The following is an 18,280-nucleotide window of genomic DNA, read 5'->3' as shown; positions in this document are numbered from 1 at the left end:
TAGTCATTTATCTCACCGTCAAGGTGAAACAAACGACCGGTTGCTTCCTGCTAAGGCCTCCGGCCCGCTACGCGAGCAGTTGAAATAGAGAGTAATAAGAACCACGACTGCTATCAGCCCCTCACCCCCCCTTGAACCTGTGCTGTGCCCACAACTCCGCGACCTATCCTCTCAAGAGGGCTGAAACTGCAAATCTTGGCCAATTACCCTTTAGCCCAGGTACTCTGCTTGTGGCCATTTCGATTCAAACTGGGACACTGCACCCATACCTAAAGCCTTGAATATAGGGAATCAGAAGGCTCTCCTCAGTAGCCCAAGCGTCTCACCCTAACTTGAAACGACTACTTGAAGCAGTTTTGTCAAGAACATTTCCTCTTACGTTGGCTAGGTATTGCAATTCAATCTCAATAAAGCTATGCTGTTACTCAGTTGAGTGGTGGAGTCATATCCATCAGTCTTCCTCTCTTGTCTTGGATGCGGCAGGGATCCTGTGCTGGCAGAGCTGGCCATCTGCGTCAGCAGGGATCCCTTTTTCTCCTCTCCAAGGCTAAGCAAGGTTCTGTACTAATGAGAGTCAGAATCAGTTGATAGAGAGATTTTTTGCTTGCTCATGTCAATCTGTGGAGGTGGCAGTGTAAAGGAGCAACAGCGGCTGAGGGTTATGGTTTTGGAAGGGGGCAATCTGGCTTCGGGAACCGGAAGACAAGACCGAATACAAAGATTGCTGCTCTAGTTTCCTTTGCAAACTTGTCAGAAGCTAAGGAAAAAGACCAACCTTTTGGGACAAACTGTCTGTCCTATGTCTTGTTTTGTCGTTCAAAAATTTATGTTGGGCTCAAGAGAAACTCTAGAAAAAAGTTGAATCAGGTGGAAGAATCAGTTAGAATCTAGCTGGCGTTAACGCTAACCGCGACGAAGAGACTGGAGGGAGGAAAGCCTAACAGCCTCTCTCCTTTTTTCTGTAGGGGTTACCCTCACTCTCAAACCCCATCTCATGAGAAGGGAGGAAGACCAAATACCCTATGACTTGAAATAGCAGCATTTTCATTAACTTTTGTTTTACTCTCTATGCCAAACTTGATACTAAGCTAAAGAGTTGCTCCTCGATCTTGTAACCATTGAGCAGCCAGCCTGTGTTGGCGTTTTTGTGCATAGGCTAAGGGGGTATGCCCATCTTCATTGCGAGGGTTTAGTTCGGCTCCATTTTCCAGCAAAAGCTCCAGGATTTCGATGTGTCCTTCCCAAGCAGCCCAGTGCATCGGTGTCGCCCCGAATCGGTTGCGCGCATTGGCATTGGCCCCGTACAAGAGCAGAAAGCGAGCGATGCCCAAATCCCCTCGGGTGGCGGCTTCATGCAGAGGGGTTCGGCCTGTTTCGTCAGTGGCATCCACCGGCGCTCCCTTGGATAGTAGGCGGGCCAGAATGCTTTTTCGACCGGTGGCTGTGGCCCAGTGGAGAACACGACCAGTGTTGGCTCCCTTCTGGATGAGCAGACCGATTACTTCTACCTGATCGGTTAAAGCAGCCCGCTGGAGAGGGGTATAGCCATGGTTATTTGGGAGATCGATATCGCTGCCTGCCCTCAAAAGACGCTCCACCAGCTTGACCTGACCGCTGTCGGCAGCCAAATGGAGAGGGGTAGCACCTGTGGGATCCAAGGCATTGGGAGAAGCGCCATGGGCCAAGAGCAAATCCAACAGTTCCAAATCGCCAAGGAGTGTCGCTTTATGAAGCAAAGTCATTCCCTGAGCATCGACAGCATTCACATCTTCCCCCCGCTGCAAATGGGCCAATAATTGTTTTAGATCTCGATTGGCAAGAGCTTGATGAAGCGCTTCACTCATAACAGATAGAAATAAAAAAGCCAAGTTGCAATGAAGTTGGGCAACAGGAAGGGATCCTCGATAGGCCGGAATGGAGGCTCCAAACAACTTGGGCAAAGTCTAACACTGGATCCCTGCTGCTGAGGGAAGCGGGAGAACCAAGCGCTTGGTGGGATCCCTTAGTCAAGCCGGGGCTACAGGGGTAGACTAGAGCTGGTTTTCGGTCAAGTCTTTTCCCGCTCCCTTGACTTCGCCACTGTTTATGGATTACTACGCGATCCTGAACCTATCTCCTGCAGCGGACATTGAAGAGATTAAACAGGCGTTTCGACGGTTGGCGCGGCAGTTTCACCCTGATGTGGCAGGGGAGGGATCCCGAGAGCGTTTCCAACAAATCCACCAAGCCTACCAAGTGCTGAGCGACCCTGAGCAGCGGCGGCGCTACGATGCACAACGTCAATCTGCACAACGTCAATCTCCACCCAGCTCTCCTGCTGCCGGCGAAAGGCGGGTGGTCATTCGCAGCATAGGCCCCTCATCGGCAGAGCAGCCCAATCCGGAAGGGCTCAAGGAGGGGATTGCCCGCGTCAAGGCAGCCTGGCGGGAGCGGAAGTTGCCCACGGCGGTGGCCCAGGCGGAGGCGCTGCTGAAACGGTTTCCCAACTCCAGCGAGGCCATCCACATCTTGGCGTTGGCCTACCAGCGCTTCGGCAACCATTTGATCTACGAGGGGCGCTATCAGCAGGCGGAAGCCTACTTGAGAAAAGCTTTGGCCACGGAGCCGCACAACCGAGAATTGGCCTTTGAAATCAAGCGAGATTTAGCCCGTCTGGGCATTCGGGAGGGATCCCGCTAACTTGCCTGCGTTGGGATCCCCAACGTCTGAGCTGCCCACTGCCGGAGTTGTTGGCGGTTGACTTTGCCCTGAGGGTTGCGCGGGATCCCCGTACACCACAGCCAGTGCTTGGGGTGCTTGAAGGGACTCAGTTGGCGGCTTAGGTGTTGCTTCAGGTGCATTTCCAGCTCTTTGGGGATCCCCGTTTTGGGGACGACCACCGCCACAACCCGCTGCCCCCATTCAGCATCCGGTAGGCCCAACACGCACACATCTTCCACCCAGCCGCTGGCTCGGATCTCCCCTTCCACTTCTGCAGCCATCACCTTTTCCCCGCCGGTTAGGATTAGGTCATCGGCTCGACCTAACCAATAGAGGGATCCCTGTCGGTCTAGATAGCCCAAATCGCCGGGGGTAAAGCCTTGCTGTTGCCCTTCGCGTAAGCGGTGCGTAGCACTTAGGTGCGGGTAGTAGCCCAGTGCCAGCGACTCTGCCTGAATGTGAATGTAGCCCACAGCATGGCTGGGCAGGGGATCCCCTTTTTCGCTGCGGATCTGGAGCGTGGCGTGGGGCAGAGGCCGACCCAGACTGTCGCTCCCTTGCCAAAAGGCTTCTGGCAGTAACGTACACACCTGGGAGGCGGTCTCGGTCATACCGTAGGTGAGGGCAAGGGGAAGGTGAAGTTGCCGGGCCTGTTGCCGCAAGCTGGGCCAGGTGGGGCCACCGCCGACCAAAATGGCCCGAAATTGGCGCAGGCTCTCCAAAACTCCCGGATGGGCGCTGAGCAACAGCCGTTGCAACTGAGTGGGCACCAGCGATAGAAAGCTCCCCGGCAAAGGGGGATCCCAAGCCTTGGCCTGCTGTTGCCGTTTCCAATCCCAGACAACCCACTGCCCACCGCTCAGCCAGGAGCGGACTGCCTGCATCAAGCCGCTGACGTGGTACAAGGGCAGAAGGCAATAGCTGTGTACAGGCCCGACGGCAAAGTGCTGTTGGTGGGCTTTGGCCGAGGCACTGAGGGTCAGCCAAGAGTGCAGGGCCCATTTCACTTGGCCGCCAGAGCCACCCGTGGGGATGCCGATCAACGGCCAATGGGAGCTGGGCACAGCTTCCCGCAAATCCCGCAGGCGCAGATTCAAGGGGGCGGGATCCCCTTCCAGTCGGCCCTGGCGCCAGCACCAGCCGGATCCCATATCCGCCAAAGCCTGTCCCCATTCCCGTTCTCCCCAGTGGGGATTACCCAGGAACAGCGGGATCCCCAAGCGTTGGCAGGTCAAAACTGCCGCCCACACCTGCACTGGATGCGAGTCCGCCACCAGCAGGGGAACGGCCTTGTCTGCCAAAGGGCGCAGTTGCTCTTCCAGTTTGGACAGGCACTCCTTCAAGTCTCCGCCATCCCCGGACAAGACAATTGACCTCATGGGCTATGGGTATGCCATCTCAACGGCTTCGCGGATCCCCTGCATTTTATTAGGGGATCCCCCCTCGATTTCCTTGGCAAGGAACGGTGAGGATAGGTTTGGGCTTGGCTTATCATGATCTAGGTTTGAACTGGGAGGTCTGTGTTGTGATCGAGCCGATTTTGTTGGGGATCGTGTTGGGAATGGTGGTGGTCACCTTGGCGGGCTTGTTCGTGGCAGCCTACAGGCAGTATCAACGCAGCAACAAGATCGGCCTGTAGGAGCAGCCTTTGGGGGGGTTGGAGAAAACCCATAGGGGAGAGAGAGATTGAGGTGGCATGGCGATGCACTGGCTGCGCACAGTTGCTGCTTTGCGGGAGCAGGTAGCCGATTGGCGGGGATCCACAGTTGGCTTGGTGCCCACGATGGGATCCCTGCATGAGGGCCATCTCAGCCTAATCCGCCGCTGCCGGCAAGAGTGTGACCACACGGTGGTCAGCATTTTCGTCAATCCGCTGCAATTTGGCCCCAACGAAGACTGGGATCGCTATCCCCGCGACGAAGAGGGGGACCGAGCTTTGTGCGAGGCAGCAGGTGTGGATGTGGTCTTTGCCCCTGACCCGCAAGAGATGGGAGCCGACCCCGCAACCGGAAGCGACCGCACCTGGGTCATGCCCCCCGAATCCCTTCTGCAGACCCTCTGCGCCCCCCACCGACCTGGCCACTTTCGCGGTGTAGCCACCATTGTGCTGCAACTGCTGAACCTGGTGCAGCCGCAGCGGGCCTACTTCGGCCAAAAAGACGCCCAGCAACTGGCGATCATTCAGCGTTTGGTTCGGGATCTGCAAATACCCACCACGATTGTTCCCTGCCCCACGGTGCGAGAAGCCGATGGCCTCGCCTGTAGCTCCCGCAACCGCTACCTTTCTGCTGCTGAACGACAGGTGGCTGCCGGGCTGTACCGGGCCTTGCGTCGAGGATATGACCATTGGCAGGCCGGGGATCCCTCAGCAGAAGGGATCCTTGCCGCCGCCCGTGCTGAGCTGGAGCATACCCCAGAGCTGCAACTGCAATACCTGGAATTGGTGGATCCCCAAACGCTACAGCCGCTGCCGCGGGTGGAAGACAAGGGCCTGCTGGCCATTGCTGCCTATGTGGGGCAGACTCGCCTGATCGACAACCTGCTCCTTTCCCCAGAGCAAGGGGATCCCTCGCCGGAGAGAGTCCAGCATGCGGCACCGCCCTCTTCCGGCACGACCTCTCCCCCGCGTCGCCCGCTGATTGCCATCGACGGCCCGGCTGGAGCCGGAAAATCCACCGTGGCGCGGGCAGTAGCCGCCCAGCTGCAGCTTTTGTACTTGGACACGGGGGCCATGTATCGAGCCATCACCTGGCTGGCACTGCAACGGGGGATCCCTTTGGACGATGCCGAGCAACTCACCCAACTGGCCGCCCAAACCCAGCTCACCCTGCAAAGTGGCACCTCTTCGACAGAGCCGACCCGCATCTGGGCCGATGGCGAAGAAATTACCCAGGCCATTCGCTCTCCGGAAGTGACCCGCTGGGTCTCTCACGTGGCGGCAGTGCCGGGAGTACGCCAGGAGCTGGTGAAGCGGCAACGCAGCATTGGCCGGGATGGCGGTGCTGTCTTGGAGGGGCGGGATATCGGCACCCACGTCTTTCCCGATGCAGAGTTGAAGGTCTTTTTGACTGCTTCTGTTGGGGAGCGGGCGCAGCGTCGGCAACACCAACTCCAAGCTCAAGGGCAAATGGTACCCCTTGAAGAATTGAAAGCGCAAATCGAGCAGCGGGATCGCCGCGACAGCGAACGGCTCATCTCTCCCTTGCGGCCTGCCCCCGATGCCATCTTGATCGACACAGATCACCTGAGCCAATCCGAGGTGCAAGACAAGATTGTCATGTTGTACCGGCAGCTTTTGGAGCGATCTGGCCCGGCCCGTTTAGATCAGTAGCTTTGACTCAATCAAGACTAAATCAACGGGACAAGTCAGATTTCCGCATGATTTTCAGGGAGCTGGCCGGTTTGAACAGCTTGATCCCTCTCTCATTTCTCATTGAAGATTTTCGTTGAAGATGCAGTTGATGAGGGGGCACGGATGCCGAGCTATGGGTTGAGTGATGAACTTTGGCAAAACCACCGAGGTGTTGAGGTGCCGGAGGGGATCCCGTTGATGATGGAAATAGGCCGACCCGCTTTTCTCTCGATGAGCCAATGCTACCTGTATCCCGTTCCGCCGTCGCGAACGGAGCGCTATGGTTAATGTCTTTCTCTTGGCCTTTCTGCTGCTTCTCTCAGGAGCTTGCTCTGGCGCCGAAACGGCCATCACGGCCATGGACAACCTGCGCTTGGAATCCCTAATCGAAGAGCAAGGGGATCCACAGGGCTTGTATCGACTGGCCCAACAACAGCGCTCGCGGCTGATCACCACCCTGTTGCTGGTGAACAACTTTGTCAACATCGGCATTGCCGCTTTGGCCACAACCCTCTCCATTGAACTGTTGGGAACCCAGATTGGAGCTTTGGCCGCCACCGTGCCCACCACAATTGTGGTGCTCCTCTTTGGAGAAGTAGCCCCAAAGTCTTTAGCGGTGAGCCATCCGCTAGGGGTGTTCCGCTGGGTGGTGCGGCCTGTTCATGTCCTATCGGTGCTGCTGCGCCCTTTTAGCGACGCTTTTGAGTGGGTTGTCAGCAGGCTCTTCAATCTATTGGAATTCTCCCCCCTGACGGCCACCGCTTCTCTCAAGGATTTGGAGCTGTTGATCGATGTGTTGGGGCAGCGGGGGCTGCTGGATTGGCAAAAACGGCGGCTGTTTCGTGGGGCCTTGGCTTTGGACTTGCTGCAGGCGCGGGACGTGGCCAAGCCCAGAGTTAAAATGGAGACCATCTCCCACGACAAAACACTGCAGGATGTGGTGAAGCTCTGTTTGGAAACGGGCTACTCGCGCATCCCCGTGCAGGGAGAATCCAAGGACGAGATCGTCGGCATTATCCACCTCAAGCAAGCCTTGCGCTATCTCGATCAAAAAGGCAATGCCGAAGTGACCCAGGCGATGGCACCGCCTTTTTTTGTGCCGGACACCAAGCGGGTCAGCTTGTTGCTCAAGGAAATGCTGCGCTCTCGCCAACACCTGGGGATTGTGGTGGATGAGTTCGGCGGCACCACCGGCCTGATCACGCTGGAGGACATTTTGGAGGAGCTGGTGGGCGATATTTACGACGAGAGCGATCTCTCCCCCCTGCTGCTGCGGCGGCAGCGGCGACCAGGTGGAGCTTCTACCTCCCCTGGCTGAGAACAGGAGCAAGGGGATCATCCCCTCTCTAAGTCCTAGCTGGCTCTGGAGGGATCCGTCTCCGCGGCTGTTGGGTTTTCGTGCGCGCCGGGAGTGAGCTCCCCAAAGCCGGCCTCGACGGGATAGCGGGCCACAAAAAAGATCCAGAAGCTGTGGATCCCTAGCCCCAAAGCCCACCAGCCCAACAGGGGCACCAGCCACGGCCAATCCGCGCGGTACAGTTGCTGAAAAAACACCAGCCCAGACCCGCTGCAGAGAAAAACGGCAATGTGGGCGGCATAGGTATAGCGATCATCCAGCTTGCGAAATTCGGGATCCCGACGGGTGGGCTTACGGGGCCAGCGAGGGGGCATGGCAAAACCATCCAGTTAAGACCTTCTCCAGTGTAGAACAGCCGTCGGCGGGGATCCCTGAGACTTGGGAGCGGCATTTCCGCTGCGGAACCCCAGTTTCAACGCCCGTTTGCCCAGCCAGTACACCAGCAAACCCATCAGCAGCACTGCCAGCCAAGGGGCCAGCACCGCCACCACCGCCAGCAGCAGAGAAGTGACGTTTTCGCCGGTGGCCAACAGCGGGTTGCCCAGCCCCCCTGTGTGGTGGTAGAGGTCACCAGTGTGGCACAAAAATGCGAAACTGAGGCCCAACCCCCAAAAAATGGCCGGTATGCCCTTCATATCCTCAGCGTTGATGGGAGTGCTCCCGCCAAGCGCAACTGGGGGGATCCGTCTCGGCTGGCTGAACCTCGAACTCCAGCGGTCCCTCTTCAGTGTACAGGTGCAGGTCGAACCAGAAGGTGGATCCCTGTTCCAGTTTGCTCTCCAGGCGGATGCAGGTGTGGTGCTTTTCCAGAATGTTGCGCACAATGGCTAAGCCCAAGCCCGTCCCCTCCAGGGTATGCACGCGGTTCTCCACCCGGAAAAAGCGGTCAAAAATCCGCTCTTGATCCTCTGGGGCAATGCCAATGCCCGTATCGGCCACTGCCACCCGCACCGCTTGCGGGGATCCATCCGCCTGAACCACCAGGTGGGCATGCACCGTCACCAGGCCCCCTGAGGGAGTGAACTTGAGGGCATTGCCCAGGAGATTGGTCATCACCTGCAAGAGCAGATCGTAGTTGCCCCACACCAAAGGCAGATCGGGATCAACGAATTTGCGCAACTGGATCCCTTTGTCGCGGGCCTGCAGGTGATGGGTGCGCAGCGTTTGCTCGATCACCGCCGAGATATCGACGCCCTCAAAGTGGTACTGCTTGCCCGATTCCAGACGAGACAAATCCAAAACATCGTTGACCAGGCGGGTGAGGCGGTCGGTTTCGCGGTTGGCAATTTCCAGATAATCCTGCCGCTCGGCGGGGGACATCTGCTCGCCGTACTCGTAGAGGGTCTCGATAAAAGACTTGATGCTGAAGAGGGGGGTGCGCAGCTCGTGGCTGATGTTGCTGATGAATTGGGCCTTGGCTTCGTTGAGCTCTGCCTCGCGGGTGATGTCCTGCACCGTCATCACGATCCCCTTGAGATTTTGCCGCCGCGGATCCGACACCGGCGAAAGCAGGATGCGGATAACACGCTTGGTGGGGCCGGTGAGGTTGACGCGAACTTCCTCTGCTTCTTGATCCCCGCGGGCAATGTGCATCAGGGGGCGGGCCAGTTGCTGCCGCAGATCCTCCGGCAACAGCTCCGGCAGGGGTTTGCCCAAAACGGGATCCCCTTCCCAGCCAAACATACGAGAGGCGGCAGGATTGAGCAGCAGCACCCGCAACTCGGCATCCAGCAAAATGGCGGCATCGACGATCGAGAAGACCAAGGTCTCCAACTTGGCTTTGGCGGCAGCCAGTTCTTCGATGTTCTGTTCTTCGTAGCTTTGCAGCCGCTCCGCCATCTCGTTAAAGCTGTCGATGAGCTGGGCCAGCTCGCCCCCGAAGGGCAGGTCGATGCGCTGCTTGAAGTTACCTTTGGTGATCTCCTGGACGCCCTTGACCAGTTCTTTGATGGGGTAGGTGATGGTGAGGGCATTGACCACCGATCCCAGGATGGCCAAGACCCACACCGCCAAAAACACCCCGATCGAGACCTCCCGCGCCAATTGTGTGGAGCGCACCAGGGCAGGATTGGGATTGATCCCCAGGCCGAGGGTGCCCAAAAAGCGGCCCTGATGATAGATGCCGACAAAAATATCCGTCACCCGCCCGGCAGGAGTGAGGTGGGTGCGCACCAGCGGTTGGCCCTCAGCAGGGGGGCGATTGTCCGGCAGTTGCATGCGACGGGTGAGGCTGAGGGAGGTTTTCACCTCTTGGTTGGAAAACGGGATCCCGTAGTAGATGTTTCCTTCGGGATCGGCATAGAGCAGATAGCGGATGCTGCTGGTGCTCTCAAAGTACTGGCGGGACAGTTGCGCCACTTCGCCAATGCGATCTTCCGCAATCAGGGGGGCGACATTGGCGGCCAAGAGCAGCCCCAGATCTCGGCCAAAGCGGGCCTCGTTGAAGCGGGCATCCTGCTGCACAGTGCTGACGGCCCAGAAGGTAAAACTGCTCACCACCAATGAGACCACCAGCGTTGCCACAAAGAGCAACTGAGTTTCCAACCGCAGTTTTTGCTTCCATCGCGCCCACCAGCGCCGCAGGGATCCCATAGAGATCCCGGTCGTTGTTGGCACTGACATGTCCACAGCGCCAGGCAATGGCTCGGCAGGAGAAGAAGCCAGCTCAGGAGATTGGACTTCGGCAATGGGCTCGGCTGGCTCGACAGTGCTGACAGGAGGCATGAACCCAACGTGAACAGATAGCGTGAACGGATATAGGGCGGTGATTCGCCACCATTCTGACATGGGCAGGCGATCCCTTTGTCTCAGCCAAGGCCGGGTGAGAACCGGTATGGGATCCCGGCTTCGCAACGCAACCTGCTCCAGCCGACCTGCAGGGGAATGGTTGCCAATACCGATAAAGGTATCCCCAAGCAAAGCTTGTCAGCGCCCCTAAAGTTGATAGACTAGAAAATCGTGCTTCACCAGGTCAGAGTGACCGGAAAAATCGTGACCAACAGCCCCGTCAGCCAATTTATCCAACATCATTTTCGCCACTTCAACGCAGCCGCGCTGCTGGATGCAGCCAAAGGTTATTGTGCTCACCTGGAAAAGGGCGGCAAGATGATGGTGACCTTGGCCGGTGCCATGAGCACAGCGGAGCTGGGCCTTTCCCTAGCGGAAATGATCCGGCAGAACAAGGTGCACGCCATCTCCTGCACCGGCGCCAACCTGGAAGAGGACATCTTCAACCTCATCGCCCATGAGTTCTACGAGCGAGTGCCCCACTACCGCGATCTTAGCCCGCAGCAGGAGCAGGAGCTGCTGGAGCGGCACCTGAACCGGGTAACCGATACCTGCATTCCCGAAGAGGAGGCGATGCGGCGCTTGGAAAAAGCCCTTTTGGAAGAGTGGATCGGCGCCGATCAGGCGGGCGAGCGCTATTTTCCCCATGAGTTTCTCTACCGGATTCTGCGCAGTGGCCGGCTGGAGCCCTACTACCAGATCAATCCGCGGGACTCTTGGGTTTACGCGGCTATGGAGGCCAACTTGCCCATCTATGTGCCGGGATGGGAAGACTCCACCACCGGCAACATGTATGCCGCCCACTGCATCACGGGTGAGATCCGCAATGTACACACCGTCCGCACAGGGATCGAGTACATGATCCACCTGGCGGATTGGTACCTGCGCACCTCGGCGGAATCCTCCATCGGCTTCTTTCAAATTGGCGGCGGCATAGCCGGGGATTTCCCCATCTGTGTGGTACCCATGCTCCATCAAGACCTGGGCCGCCAGGGCGTGCCCATGTGGGGCTATTTCTGCCAGATCAGCGACTCCACCACCAGCTACGGTTCCTACTCGGGGGCAGTGCCCAATGAGAAGATCACCTGGGGCAAATTGGGGATCGACACCCCCAAATTTGTCATCGAGTCGGATGCCACCATTGTGGCACCTTTGATCTTTGCCTGGGTGCTGGGGTGGTGAGAGAAGCGGAATCAATCCATATGCCCGTCGGTTGAGGCGGAGCGGGGCCAGCGGGACAAAAGGATCGCAGCTTCCCAGCGGCGCAGATCCTGGGCGATGCGCAGGGGCGTGAGGCCGTAGCCATCCGGCTCGTCGATCTCGGAGCCATGTTCCAGCAGCAGCCGAACGACCTCTGGGTTGCCGGACCAAGCGGCAAAATGTAGGGGAAGGCCACCGGCACCAAAGCGAGCGTTCACCTCCGCCCCTCCCTGGAGCAGGGCTTTCGTAACCTCAGGGTTGCCCAGGCGAGCGGCTTGGTGTAAGGGGCTGGCTCCCCCATAGTCCGGTCGATTGGGATCCGCCCCAGAATAGAGCAAAAGGCGGGCCTTGAGACCGCTCTCCACAAAAAACAGGGCCGTTTTGCCCCGCCCATCGACGGCGTTGGCGTCTTTCCCCAGCCAGAGGGCCAGTTGCAGCCGCAGCGGGTTGGCTTGGGCCAGAGCTTGTGGATCCTCCGGCAAGGTGTGGCCGTAGAGGCCCAACCCTCCCATCACCACCAGGGATCCCAGGCCAAGGACGACTCTCCAGAGCTTGCGCCCCATAGTTGCTATTCCTCAAACGCAAGAATGACCATCCCCCGCGAGGGCAGAGCCTGGGCCGAGAGAATGAGAGGATTGCTGGCAGCAGGTTGAACGGCTGCGGCAGGGAATAAGCTCAAAAACGCCTGTAAAGGCACCAGATCGCATTGGGAGTCGGCGGCGGCGACGGTGCGATACATCGTTGGGATGACCAACTTCGGCTGCAGCGCTTCAATGGCCGCCTTGGCCCCAGCAGGATCGTAATTTTTCGGCCCACCCCCCACCGGCACCAGCAACAGGTCGGGGCGAGAGAGCAGGATGGACTGTTCTCGCGTGATGGGCAAGGCAGCTCCCCCCAAATGCACGATGTCGATCCCGGCCATGCGCCAGCGCCAACCCACATTCACGCCAAAGCGAGGGCCACGGGGCATGCGTACTCCTTGCACCCGGATCCCGTCAATCAGATAGTCTCCCGGCTGAAACAGCACCTTGGGGTTGCCGGGCACCACATCCAAAGCGCCCTCATCCAACAAGCGGCTGCTGAGCAACACCAGATCGGCAGCAACTCGTGGGGCAGGATAGCCAGCCGTACAGCCCGCCGGACGAAACGGGTTGACCAGAAACCGTTGGCCTTCCCCCTCGAACAAAACACAACTGTGGTGCAGCCAAGTCAGTTGCAGCCCCTCCAAGCTCGAGCCGGGGGTGAACTCTATAGACCCTGGGGTTGTTGGCGTTTCCGAACCTTGTGCCGGCGCTGTCTGAGCGCCCGCTTTGCGCCCTCTGGCCAGGTTCACGGCCATCGATCCCAGCAGCCCAGCGCTGGCTTGCAGAAGCTGGCGACGCTTCATGGAGTGGGGATCCCTGATGTAACAACGGCAACGGTTTCCTGAGGTTTCTGCGAAACATTGGGCTGAGCAGCAGTTGAGGCTTTGGCGCTGCGCAGGAAGTTGCTCAACAAGCGCTTGCCCTCGGCGGTCAAGATGCTCTCCGGGTGGAACTGCACGCCCTGAACATGGGGATAGCGGCGGTGGCGTACCCCCATGATGATCCCATCGCTGGTTTGGGCCGTCACCTCCAGCTCGTCAGGACACGTAGAAGGCTCGATCACCAAGCTGTGGTAGCGGGTGGCCGTGAAAGGCTGGCTCAACCCCTCAAACACTCCCACCCCTCGATGGTAAATGAGCGAGGTTTTGCCATGCATCAGCTCAGGTGCGCGCACGATCTGACCACCGTAGACCTGCCCAATGCACTGGTGCCCCAGACAAACGCCCAGGATCGGCAGCTCTGGCCCCAGCTCCCGAATCAACTCCAGGGAGATCCCGGCATCTTCTGGCCGCCCTGGCCCAGGAGAGATGACCACCGCTTGCGGCTGCATGCGGCGCAGGTCGTCAACGGAGAGCTGGTCATTGCGAAAAACCTGTAGCTGGGCTCCCAACTCCCCCAGATACTGCACCAGGTTGTAGGTGAAGCTGTCGTAGTTGTCGATGACGACCAGCACTTCAACATCCGGCAACGGCACCCCATTTTATCACTTCCACTGGACTGAAGGAGATTGGGTCACGGGGACAGGCTAGAGTGAAGGAGCCAGACTCCTGTGCTTTTGAGATGGATTTATGTCGGCCCTACCCATTCCCCTGCTGGGGCAATCCTTGTCTGCTCTGAAAGACTGGGCGGTTGCCCAAGGACAGCCGGCCTATCGCGGGCAACAACTGCATGCTTGGATCTACCAAAAAGGGATCCGCTCCCTGGAACAGGTGACGGTGTTTCCTAGGGCTTGGCGAGAGGCGGTGCAAAGCTACCCAGTGGGACGCTCGCGCATTGTGCAGCGGACAGAGGCCCGCGATGGTACTGTGAAGTTTCTGCTGGGGTTGGCGGATGGGCAGTTGATCGAAACGGTAGGGATCCCAACGGCCAAGCGTCTGACGGTCTGCGTCTCTTCTCAGGTGGGCTGCCCGATGGCCTGCGATTTCTGTGCCACCGGCAAGATGGGCTACCGGCGCAACCTAGAGCTGCACGAGATTCTGGATCAGGTGTTGACGGTGCAGGAAGATTTTGGCCGTCGCGTCAGCCATGTGGTCTTTATGGGCATGGGGGAACCCCTGCTCAACCGCGATACGGTGGTACAAGCCATCCGCAGCCTGAATCAAGATATCGGCATCGGCCAACGGCATATCACCCTCTCGACGGTGGGGGTACCCCGGCAAATTGCCTGGCTGGCGCAGCAGGATCTGCAAGTTACCCTGGCCGTCAGCTTGCATGCCCCCAATCAAGACCTGCGGCAACGGTTGATCCCTTCGGCAGCCCACTACCCTCTGGACACTCTGATCCAGGATTGCCGCGACTACATGCTGCGCACCGGGCGGCGAGTCAGTTTTGAATATACCCTGCTATCGGGGGTCAACGACCTGCCCATTCATGCCCGCCAACTGGCGCAATTGCTGCAGCAGGCCAGCCGGTCAGGGGTGCAACTGCACGTGAACCTGATCCCTTACAACCCTATCTCTGGAGCCGACTATCAACGCCCCCACCCGGCACGAGTCAAAGCGTTCGTCCGCCAGCTTGAGCAACACCAGGTGCGGGCCACCGTGCGCCAAACCCGTGGTTTGGATGGCAATGCCGCATGTGGTCAACTGCAGGGATCCTTCCTGCGCTCTTTGCCAGGGCGCAACGCTTTTGCGAGTACATCAGCTCAGTCCGCAGGCGCGTCGTAACCAGGCGGCATCCTGTTCTGGCAAGGTGGCGTGGTGCATGGCGTAAACCTGCCGGTGATACTCGTCCAGCCAGGCTCGCTGCACCTCGTTTAACAGTTCCCAATCGATCAAGCGCCCATCGAAAGGGATCCAAGTCAGGGAGCGAAAGCCCATCCAGCCCTCCGGCTCGGGAATGGCAATCACCTCGTAGAGATTCTCCAGGCGGATCCCACCCCATCCCGGCTGGTAGTAGCCCGGCTCAATGCTGTTGATCATGCCCACTTTGAGAGGGGTGCTGGCGCGGCGGTGGATCCCGTTGGGCCCCTCGTGGACATTCAAAAAGGCGCCGACACCGTGGCCGGTGCCATGGCCATAGTCCAGCCCGGCCTGCCAAAGGGTGGAGCGGGCGATCCCATCCAACGAGACTCCATAGGTGTCGGGGGGGAAGATCTGGCGGGCGCATTGAATGTGGGCCTTGAGCACCTCGGTATAGCGCCGCTTGAACAAGGGATCCGCGGGTTGCGGGCCAATCCAAACGGTGCGGGTATCGTCGGTGGTGCCCCCCAAGTAGTGGGATCCGGAGTCCAACAAAAACAGTTCGCCCGGCTGCAGCAGCTTCTGGGGATCCGGAGTGCCGTAGTGGATGATGGAGCTGTTGGCTCCTGCCCCGGCAATGGTATTGAAGCTCAGACCCACCCACTCCCCTTCCTCCCGGTAGTGGGCCTCCATGATCGCGGCCACATCGGCTTCGCTGATGGGGATCCCCTGTTGGATTTGCCGGTCGATCCAGGCCAGGGTGCGAATCTTGGCCCGGCTGGCTTTGCGGTTGGCCAGGCGCATCTGTTCCAGCTCGGTGGGGTTTTTCACGGCCTTGAGGGCTTCTACTGGGTGCTCCAGCTCGCGGCAGCTCGCATCCTGCAGCAGCTCTTGAGTGCCCTGGGTGGTCTGCTTGGGATCCAAGCCCACCGGCGCGTAGCTCTTGGCCCATTGGGGCAGTTGTTGGCTGTAGGTCTCGTAGGGCCAGAGTTCCACCCCGGCTTCTGCCAGAAATTGCCGAGATGGGGGACTGAGCCGCTCCAGATCTGTGAATAGAGCCGCTCTATCTAGGCTGACCAAAGCATAGGCCCAAAACACTGGGTTGTAGGGGATGTCGGATCCCCGCAGGTTAAACAGCCAGGCCACCTGATCCAATTTGGTCAGGGGCAACAGTCCCACCCGCTTGCGGCGCATCTCCTGCCGGACTTGGGCCAGCTTTTCTGCAGGGGTGGCCCCGCTTAGGTGGGTGGGTACCGAGTCAATGGGCCGGTCAAAGGGAGCGACAGGAGCGGATCCCTGAGCCAGCTTATCCACCAAGTTTTCCATGACCGGGATCAAGAGCACCCCTCCCGCTTGGGCATGGGCCTGCAACTGGCGATAGGTGGCCACCGCCACCGTAAAGGGATCCACCCCCAGGCGAAAGCCGGATCCCAGCTCTTCCACAATCTCCATCAGGCTGGGCTGATTCGGCAGACCTCCTTTGATCACTGTCAATAGATTGGGATCCACCTCCCGCTCCGCCTGTTCGTGATAGCGGGGATCTACCCACAGCCAAGCCCTGTCCCGGGTGATCAAGGCATCCCCCACCGAGCCGGTAAAGCCTGTGATCCACTGACGCCGCTTGCGATGTTCCGGCAAATACTCATTGAGATGCTCATCGGCAGAGGGAACCCAAAAGCCATCCAGATCTTGTTCTCGCAGAAGCTGGCGCAACTGCTGCAAACGGGCAGCAACATCCAGGCGGGGTAAGGTTTGGAGCATGGCAGGAGTAGGGCAAAGCTGTTGTCATTCTAGACAAGGTTAGAAGTTTTCCCTTGCCCCTAGCCCTTGTCCCAAGGGGAGAGGGAAGCTTCCAATGCTGCAATCAGAACAAGAGCGCCCCTGGGTTTAGCGCTCCTCAGGAAAGCCCGCTTCTCGCCAAGCCCGCATGCCCCCATCCATCGAGATCACCCGACGATAGCCCATTTTCTGTAGATTATCGGCTGCCAACGCCGAACGAAACCCGCCGCCGCAGTACAGGACGATCTCCGCTTCTTTGTCGGGGATCACCCTCTCGATGTCCCGCTCAATGATCCCTTTGCTCAAGTGGATGGCTCCGGCAGCGTGGCCGGCTTGCCACTCCGACTCTTCCCGCACATCCACAAAATAGAAGGGATCCCCTTGCAGTTGTTTTTGCCTGACCTGCTCGACTGTCAGTTCTTGGATGCGGCTTTTGGCCTCGTTGACCAGGGCCAAGAAAGCTGGAGAGTGCTGGGGAGCCATGGAGAACAGGCGCTATGAGCCAAAGCTTATTCCAATCGATCTTATCTGGTCTGGACTTTGGGATCCCAACTGCCCTAAGGCTAGACTGGGATCCAGATTTGCCGGCTGGAGGCCCATGGCTTGAAATCCCGATCTAACTTTCCGCAACTGCTTTGGCCCCTTGCTCTGGCCGTGAGCTGGAGCATCCCCCTTGGATTGACAGCCGGTCACGTCAGCCGGACGGAGTCCTCGGCTTGGGCCCAAGCTGCCCCGATGCCCCTAGAAAGTGGGATCCAGCGGCAAGTTTCCAGCCCACCGCCAGCCGCCCTGGTGGAGTGGCTAAGCCAGCAGGTGGCCGCCGCCAACCGGCGGGATTTGCCAGGGGTGATGGCCGGCTACAGCCCCGACTTCCGCCACCGAGATGGGCTGGACCGGGAAGAGGTGGAAGGTGCCATCCGCAAGCTGTGGAGCTCTCATCCCAAGCTCACCTATTCGGCCCAGATCCTCTCCTGGCGGCAGGTGGGCCCTGAGATTGTTGCGGATATTCTCAGCCAAGTAGAGGGATCCCAATCCTCGGTGCGGGGGGACTTTCAGGTAGAAGCCTCTGCCCTGGTGCGCAATCGCTATCGCCCGGATCCAGCCAATCCCGGACAACTGCTGTTGATTGACCAAGAAGTGCTGCGGGAGGCCAGCACCCTCACCTCTGGATCTGCCCCTCCCACCGTCACCTTGAACCTGCCGGAGGTGGTCAAACCGGGATCCACCTATTCGCTGCAGGCGATTGTGGCAGAGCCTCTCACCCACTCTTTGCTGTTGGGCGCCGTTGCCGAACAACCCGTTGCCGGGGCGGGCTACCCAGAGGTGACCTCGTTTGCTCTCGAACCTCTACAGGCCGGAGGGATCTTCCTACAGGCAGATGCTCCGCAAGAACCCCGTTCTGAGTGGATTTCTGTGATGTTGGTTAACCAAACCGGCATCACGCTGGAGAGTCGGCGTCTTATCGTCAGCGATCGCTTGGCTCTGGAGGGATCCCTGGCCATCCCCACCGTCCCTTAGGAAATCTTCAGGATGATGAGGAATGGCTCTGGGGTAATCTGGACAGGCAGTTGAGCTTGTTAAGATGGAGAACTATGCACCCCTCAGCTTGTTTGCTTTCTGGTGCTGGCCCTATTTTTGAGCGGTTGCGATAGCGGCGACTCCCTTGGTGCTCCGGTGGTGGATCGCCCCACTCCTGCCAGCAATTGACCGAACAATCCCGAGGGGTCTCGAAAGGTTGGGTCGAGGTGTCTTGAAAGGACCCAACCTCAAGAAACACTGGCATCTTCAGCTAGAAATCGCAGGAGCCCCGCACTGTACCCGTAGGGTCGGTGTCGGGAGG

At 58.9% G+C, this 18,280-nt stretch carries 18 protein-coding genes; 8 read left to right on the top strand and 10 right to left on the bottom strand.

What is annotated here, in order from left to right; all coding sequences use genetic code 11:
• Nucleotides 1–1,088 precede the first annotated feature (1,088 nt).
• Nucleotides 1,089–1,844, bottom strand: coding sequence for an ankyrin repeat domain-containing protein (locus NW838_RS13105; RefSeq protein WP_414358053.1), 756 nt, complete (start codon nucleotides 1,842–1,844; stop codon nucleotides 1,089–1,091).
• Between the two features lie 241 nt (nucleotides 1,845–2,085).
• Here NW838_RS13105 and NW838_RS13100 point away from each other — a divergent pair, with 241 nt between their 5' ends.
• Nucleotides 2,086–2,679: a J domain-containing protein gene (locus NW838_RS13100; RefSeq protein ID WP_011433991.1), complete on the top strand. Its 594-nt coding sequence runs from the start codon at nucleotides 2,086–2,088 to the stop codon at nucleotides 2,677–2,679.
• On the opposite strand, the gene NW838_RS13095 is transcribed toward NW838_RS13100, so the two are convergent.
• Entirely contained in the window at nucleotides 2,676–4,079 is a 1,404-nt protein-coding gene (locus NW838_RS13095; RefSeq protein WP_414358052.1) for a 2-succinylbenzoate--CoA ligase, read from the bottom strand. The two genes, NW838_RS13100 and NW838_RS13095, sit on opposite strands and share 4 nt — an antisense overlap.
• A 146-nt stretch (nucleotides 4,080–4,225) precedes the next feature.
• On the opposite strand from NW838_RS13095, the gene petG reads away from it, so the two are divergent.
• From petG to NW838_RS13075, 4 genes are all read left to right on the top strand, one after another.
• Nucleotides 4,226–4,339, top strand: a complete 114-nt coding sequence (gene petG / locus NW838_RS13090; RefSeq protein WP_011433989.1) for a cytochrome b6-f complex subunit V — start codon at nucleotides 4,226–4,228, stop codon at nucleotides 4,337–4,339.
• 63 nt (nucleotides 4,340–4,402) lie between these two features.
• Nucleotides 4,403–6,031, top strand: coding sequence for a bifunctional pantoate--beta-alanine ligase/(d)CMP kinase (locus tag NW838_RS13085; RefSeq protein ID WP_414351423.1), 1,629 nt, complete (start codon nucleotides 4,403–4,405; stop codon nucleotides 6,029–6,031).
• A 144-nt stretch (nucleotides 6,032–6,175) separates the two neighbouring features.
• Entirely contained in the window at nucleotides 6,176–6,340 is a 165-nt protein-coding gene (locus tag NW838_RS13080; protein WP_187147237.1) for a hypothetical protein, read from the top strand.
• Nucleotides 6,333–7,370 carry a hemolysin family protein gene (locus NW838_RS13075; protein WP_414358051.1) on the top strand — a complete coding sequence of 346 codons (1,038 nt, stop codon included), beginning with the start codon at nucleotides 6,333–6,335 and terminating at the stop codon, nucleotides 7,368–7,370. The genes NW838_RS13080 and NW838_RS13075 overlap by 8 nt, the downstream gene beginning before the upstream one ends.
• A 35-nt stretch (nucleotides 7,371–7,405) precedes the next feature.
• Here the strand turns inward: NW838_RS13075 and NW838_RS13070 are convergent, their stop codons facing one another.
• From NW838_RS13070 to NW838_RS13060, 3 genes are read right to left on the bottom strand one after another with little or no spacing between them, the layout of a single operon-like run.
• On the bottom strand, nucleotides 7,406–7,723 hold the full coding sequence (locus NW838_RS13070; RefSeq protein ID WP_414428180.1) for a hypothetical protein: 318 nt from the start codon (nucleotides 7,721–7,723) through the stop codon (nucleotides 7,406–7,408).
• Between the two features lie 15 nt (nucleotides 7,724–7,738).
• Nucleotides 7,739–8,044 carry a DUF4126 family protein gene (locus NW838_RS13065; RefSeq protein WP_414428179.1) on the bottom strand — a complete coding sequence of 102 codons (306 nt, stop codon included), beginning with the start codon at nucleotides 8,042–8,044 and terminating at the stop codon, nucleotides 7,739–7,741.
• Nucleotides 8,045–8,048: 4 nt separating this feature from the next.
• Complete coding sequence (locus NW838_RS13060) at nucleotides 8,049–10,031, bottom strand: ATP-binding protein (protein WP_414428181.1); 1,983 nt, start codon at nucleotides 10,029–10,031, stop codon at nucleotides 8,049–8,051.
• A gap of 369 nt (nucleotides 10,032–10,400) precedes the next feature.
• On the opposite strand from NW838_RS13060, the gene NW838_RS13055 reads away from it, so the two are divergent.
• Nucleotides 10,401–11,378, top strand: coding sequence for a deoxyhypusine synthase family protein (locus NW838_RS13055; protein ID WP_414428178.1), 978 nt, complete (start codon nucleotides 10,401–10,403; stop codon nucleotides 11,376–11,378).
• Between the two features lie 11 nt (nucleotides 11,379–11,389).
• Here the strand turns inward: NW838_RS13055 and NW838_RS13050 are convergent, their stop codons facing one another.
• From NW838_RS13050 to NW838_RS13040, 3 genes are read right to left on the bottom strand one after another with little or no spacing between them, the layout of a single operon-like run.
• On the bottom strand, nucleotides 11,390–11,959 hold the full coding sequence (locus NW838_RS13050) for an ankyrin repeat domain-containing protein (protein WP_414428177.1): 570 nt from the start codon (nucleotides 11,957–11,959) through the stop codon (nucleotides 11,390–11,392).
• A 5-nt stretch (nucleotides 11,960–11,964) separates the two neighbouring features.
• Nucleotides 11,965–12,783, bottom strand: coding sequence for an MBL fold metallo-hydrolase (locus NW838_RS13045; protein ID WP_414428176.1), 819 nt, complete (start codon nucleotides 12,781–12,783; stop codon nucleotides 11,965–11,967).
• Nucleotides 12,780–13,433: an anthranilate synthase component II gene (locus NW838_RS13040; protein WP_414357317.1), complete on the bottom strand. Its 654-nt coding sequence runs from the start codon at nucleotides 13,431–13,433 to the stop codon at nucleotides 12,780–12,782. The genes NW838_RS13045 and NW838_RS13040 overlap by 4 nt, the downstream gene beginning before the upstream one ends.
• A 115-nt stretch (nucleotides 13,434–13,548) precedes the next feature.
• Between NW838_RS13040 and rlmN the strand changes: the two genes are divergently transcribed.
• A complete protein-coding gene (gene rlmN, locus NW838_RS13035; protein ID WP_414357309.1) occupies nucleotides 13,549–14,646 on the top strand; it encodes a 23S rRNA (adenine(2503)-C(2))-methyltransferase RlmN in 1,098 nt (365 codons plus the stop codon).
• Here the strand turns inward: rlmN and NW838_RS13030 are convergent.
• Nucleotides 14,620–16,422, bottom strand: coding sequence for an aminopeptidase P family protein (locus tag NW838_RS13030; protein ID WP_414428175.1), 1,803 nt, complete (start codon nucleotides 16,420–16,422; stop codon nucleotides 14,620–14,622). The genes rlmN and NW838_RS13030 overlap by 27 nt on opposite strands.
• A gap of 126 nt (nucleotides 16,423–16,548) precedes the next feature.
• Nucleotides 16,549–16,923, bottom strand: coding sequence for a rhodanese-like domain-containing protein (locus NW838_RS13025; protein ID WP_011432658.1), 375 nt, complete (start codon nucleotides 16,921–16,923; stop codon nucleotides 16,549–16,551).
• 120 nt (nucleotides 16,924–17,043) lie between these two features.
• On the opposite strand from NW838_RS13025, the gene NW838_RS13020 reads away from it, so the two are divergent.
• Nucleotides 17,044–17,958, top strand: a complete 915-nt coding sequence (locus NW838_RS13020; RefSeq protein WP_414330578.1) for a hypothetical protein — start codon at nucleotides 17,044–17,046, stop codon at nucleotides 17,956–17,958.
• The last annotated feature ends 322 nt before the right edge of the window (nucleotides 17,959–18,280 follow it).

Origin of the sequence: Synechococcus sp. R55.2, from assembly GCF_047462075.1 — a bacterium.
Lineage (GTDB): Bacteria > Cyanobacteriota > Cyanobacteriia > Thermostichales > Thermostichaceae > Thermostichus.
This window is presented reverse-complemented; position numbering and strand designations above follow the sequence as displayed.

What these genes read in the sequence shown, in the direction of transcription:
- rlmN (WP_414357309.1), top strand. Translation starts at nt 13,549, where the DNA reads ATGTCGGCCCTACCCATTCCCCTGCTGGGGCAATCCTTGTCTGCTCTG.
- NW838_RS13070 (WP_414428180.1), bottom strand. Translation starts at nt 7,723, where the DNA reads ATGCCCCCTCGCTGGCCCCGTAAGCCCACCCGTCGGGATCCCGAATTT.
- NW838_RS13075 (WP_414358051.1), top strand. Translation starts at nt 6,333, where the DNA reads ATGGTTAATGTCTTTCTCTTGGCCTTTCTGCTGCTTCTCTCAGGAGCT.
- NW838_RS13050 (WP_414428177.1), bottom strand. Translation starts at nt 11,959, where the DNA reads ATGGGGCGCAAGCTCTGGAGAGTCGTCCTTGGCCTGGGATCCCTGGTG.
- NW838_RS13025 (WP_011432658.1), bottom strand. Translation starts at nt 16,923, where the DNA reads ATGGCTCCCCAGCACTCTCCAGCTTTCTTGGCCCTGGTCAACGAGGCC.
- NW838_RS13100 (WP_011433991.1), top strand. Translation starts at nt 2,086, where the DNA reads ATGGATTACTACGCGATCCTGAACCTATCTCCTGCAGCGGACATTGAA.
- NW838_RS13095 (WP_414358052.1), bottom strand. Translation starts at nt 4,079, where the DNA reads ATGAGGTCAATTGTCTTGTCCGGGGATGGCGGAGACTTGAAGGAGTGC.
- NW838_RS13045 (WP_414428176.1), bottom strand. Translation starts at nt 12,783, where the DNA reads ATGAAGCGTCGCCAGCTTCTGCAAGCCAGCGCTGGGCTGCTGGGATCG.
- NW838_RS13080 (WP_187147237.1), top strand. Translation starts at nt 6,176, where the DNA reads ATGCCGAGCTATGGGTTGAGTGATGAACTTTGGCAAAACCACCGAGGT.
- NW838_RS13030 (WP_414428175.1), bottom strand. Translation starts at nt 16,422, where the DNA reads ATGCTCCAAACCTTACCCCGCCTGGATGTTGCTGCCCGTTTGCAGCAG.
- NW838_RS13105 (WP_414358053.1), bottom strand. Translation starts at nt 1,844, where the DNA reads ATGAGTGAAGCGCTTCATCAAGCTCTTGCCAATCGAGATCTAAAACAA.
- NW838_RS13060 (WP_414428181.1), bottom strand. Translation starts at nt 10,031, where the DNA reads ATGTCAGTGCCAACAACGACCGGGATCTCTATGGGATCCCTGCGGCGC.
- NW838_RS13065 (WP_414428179.1), bottom strand. Translation starts at nt 8,044, where the DNA reads ATGAAGGGCATACCGGCCATTTTTTGGGGGTTGGGCCTCAGTTTCGCA.
- NW838_RS13085 (WP_414351423.1), top strand. Translation starts at nt 4,403, where the DNA reads ATGCACTGGCTGCGCACAGTTGCTGCTTTGCGGGAGCAGGTAGCCGAT.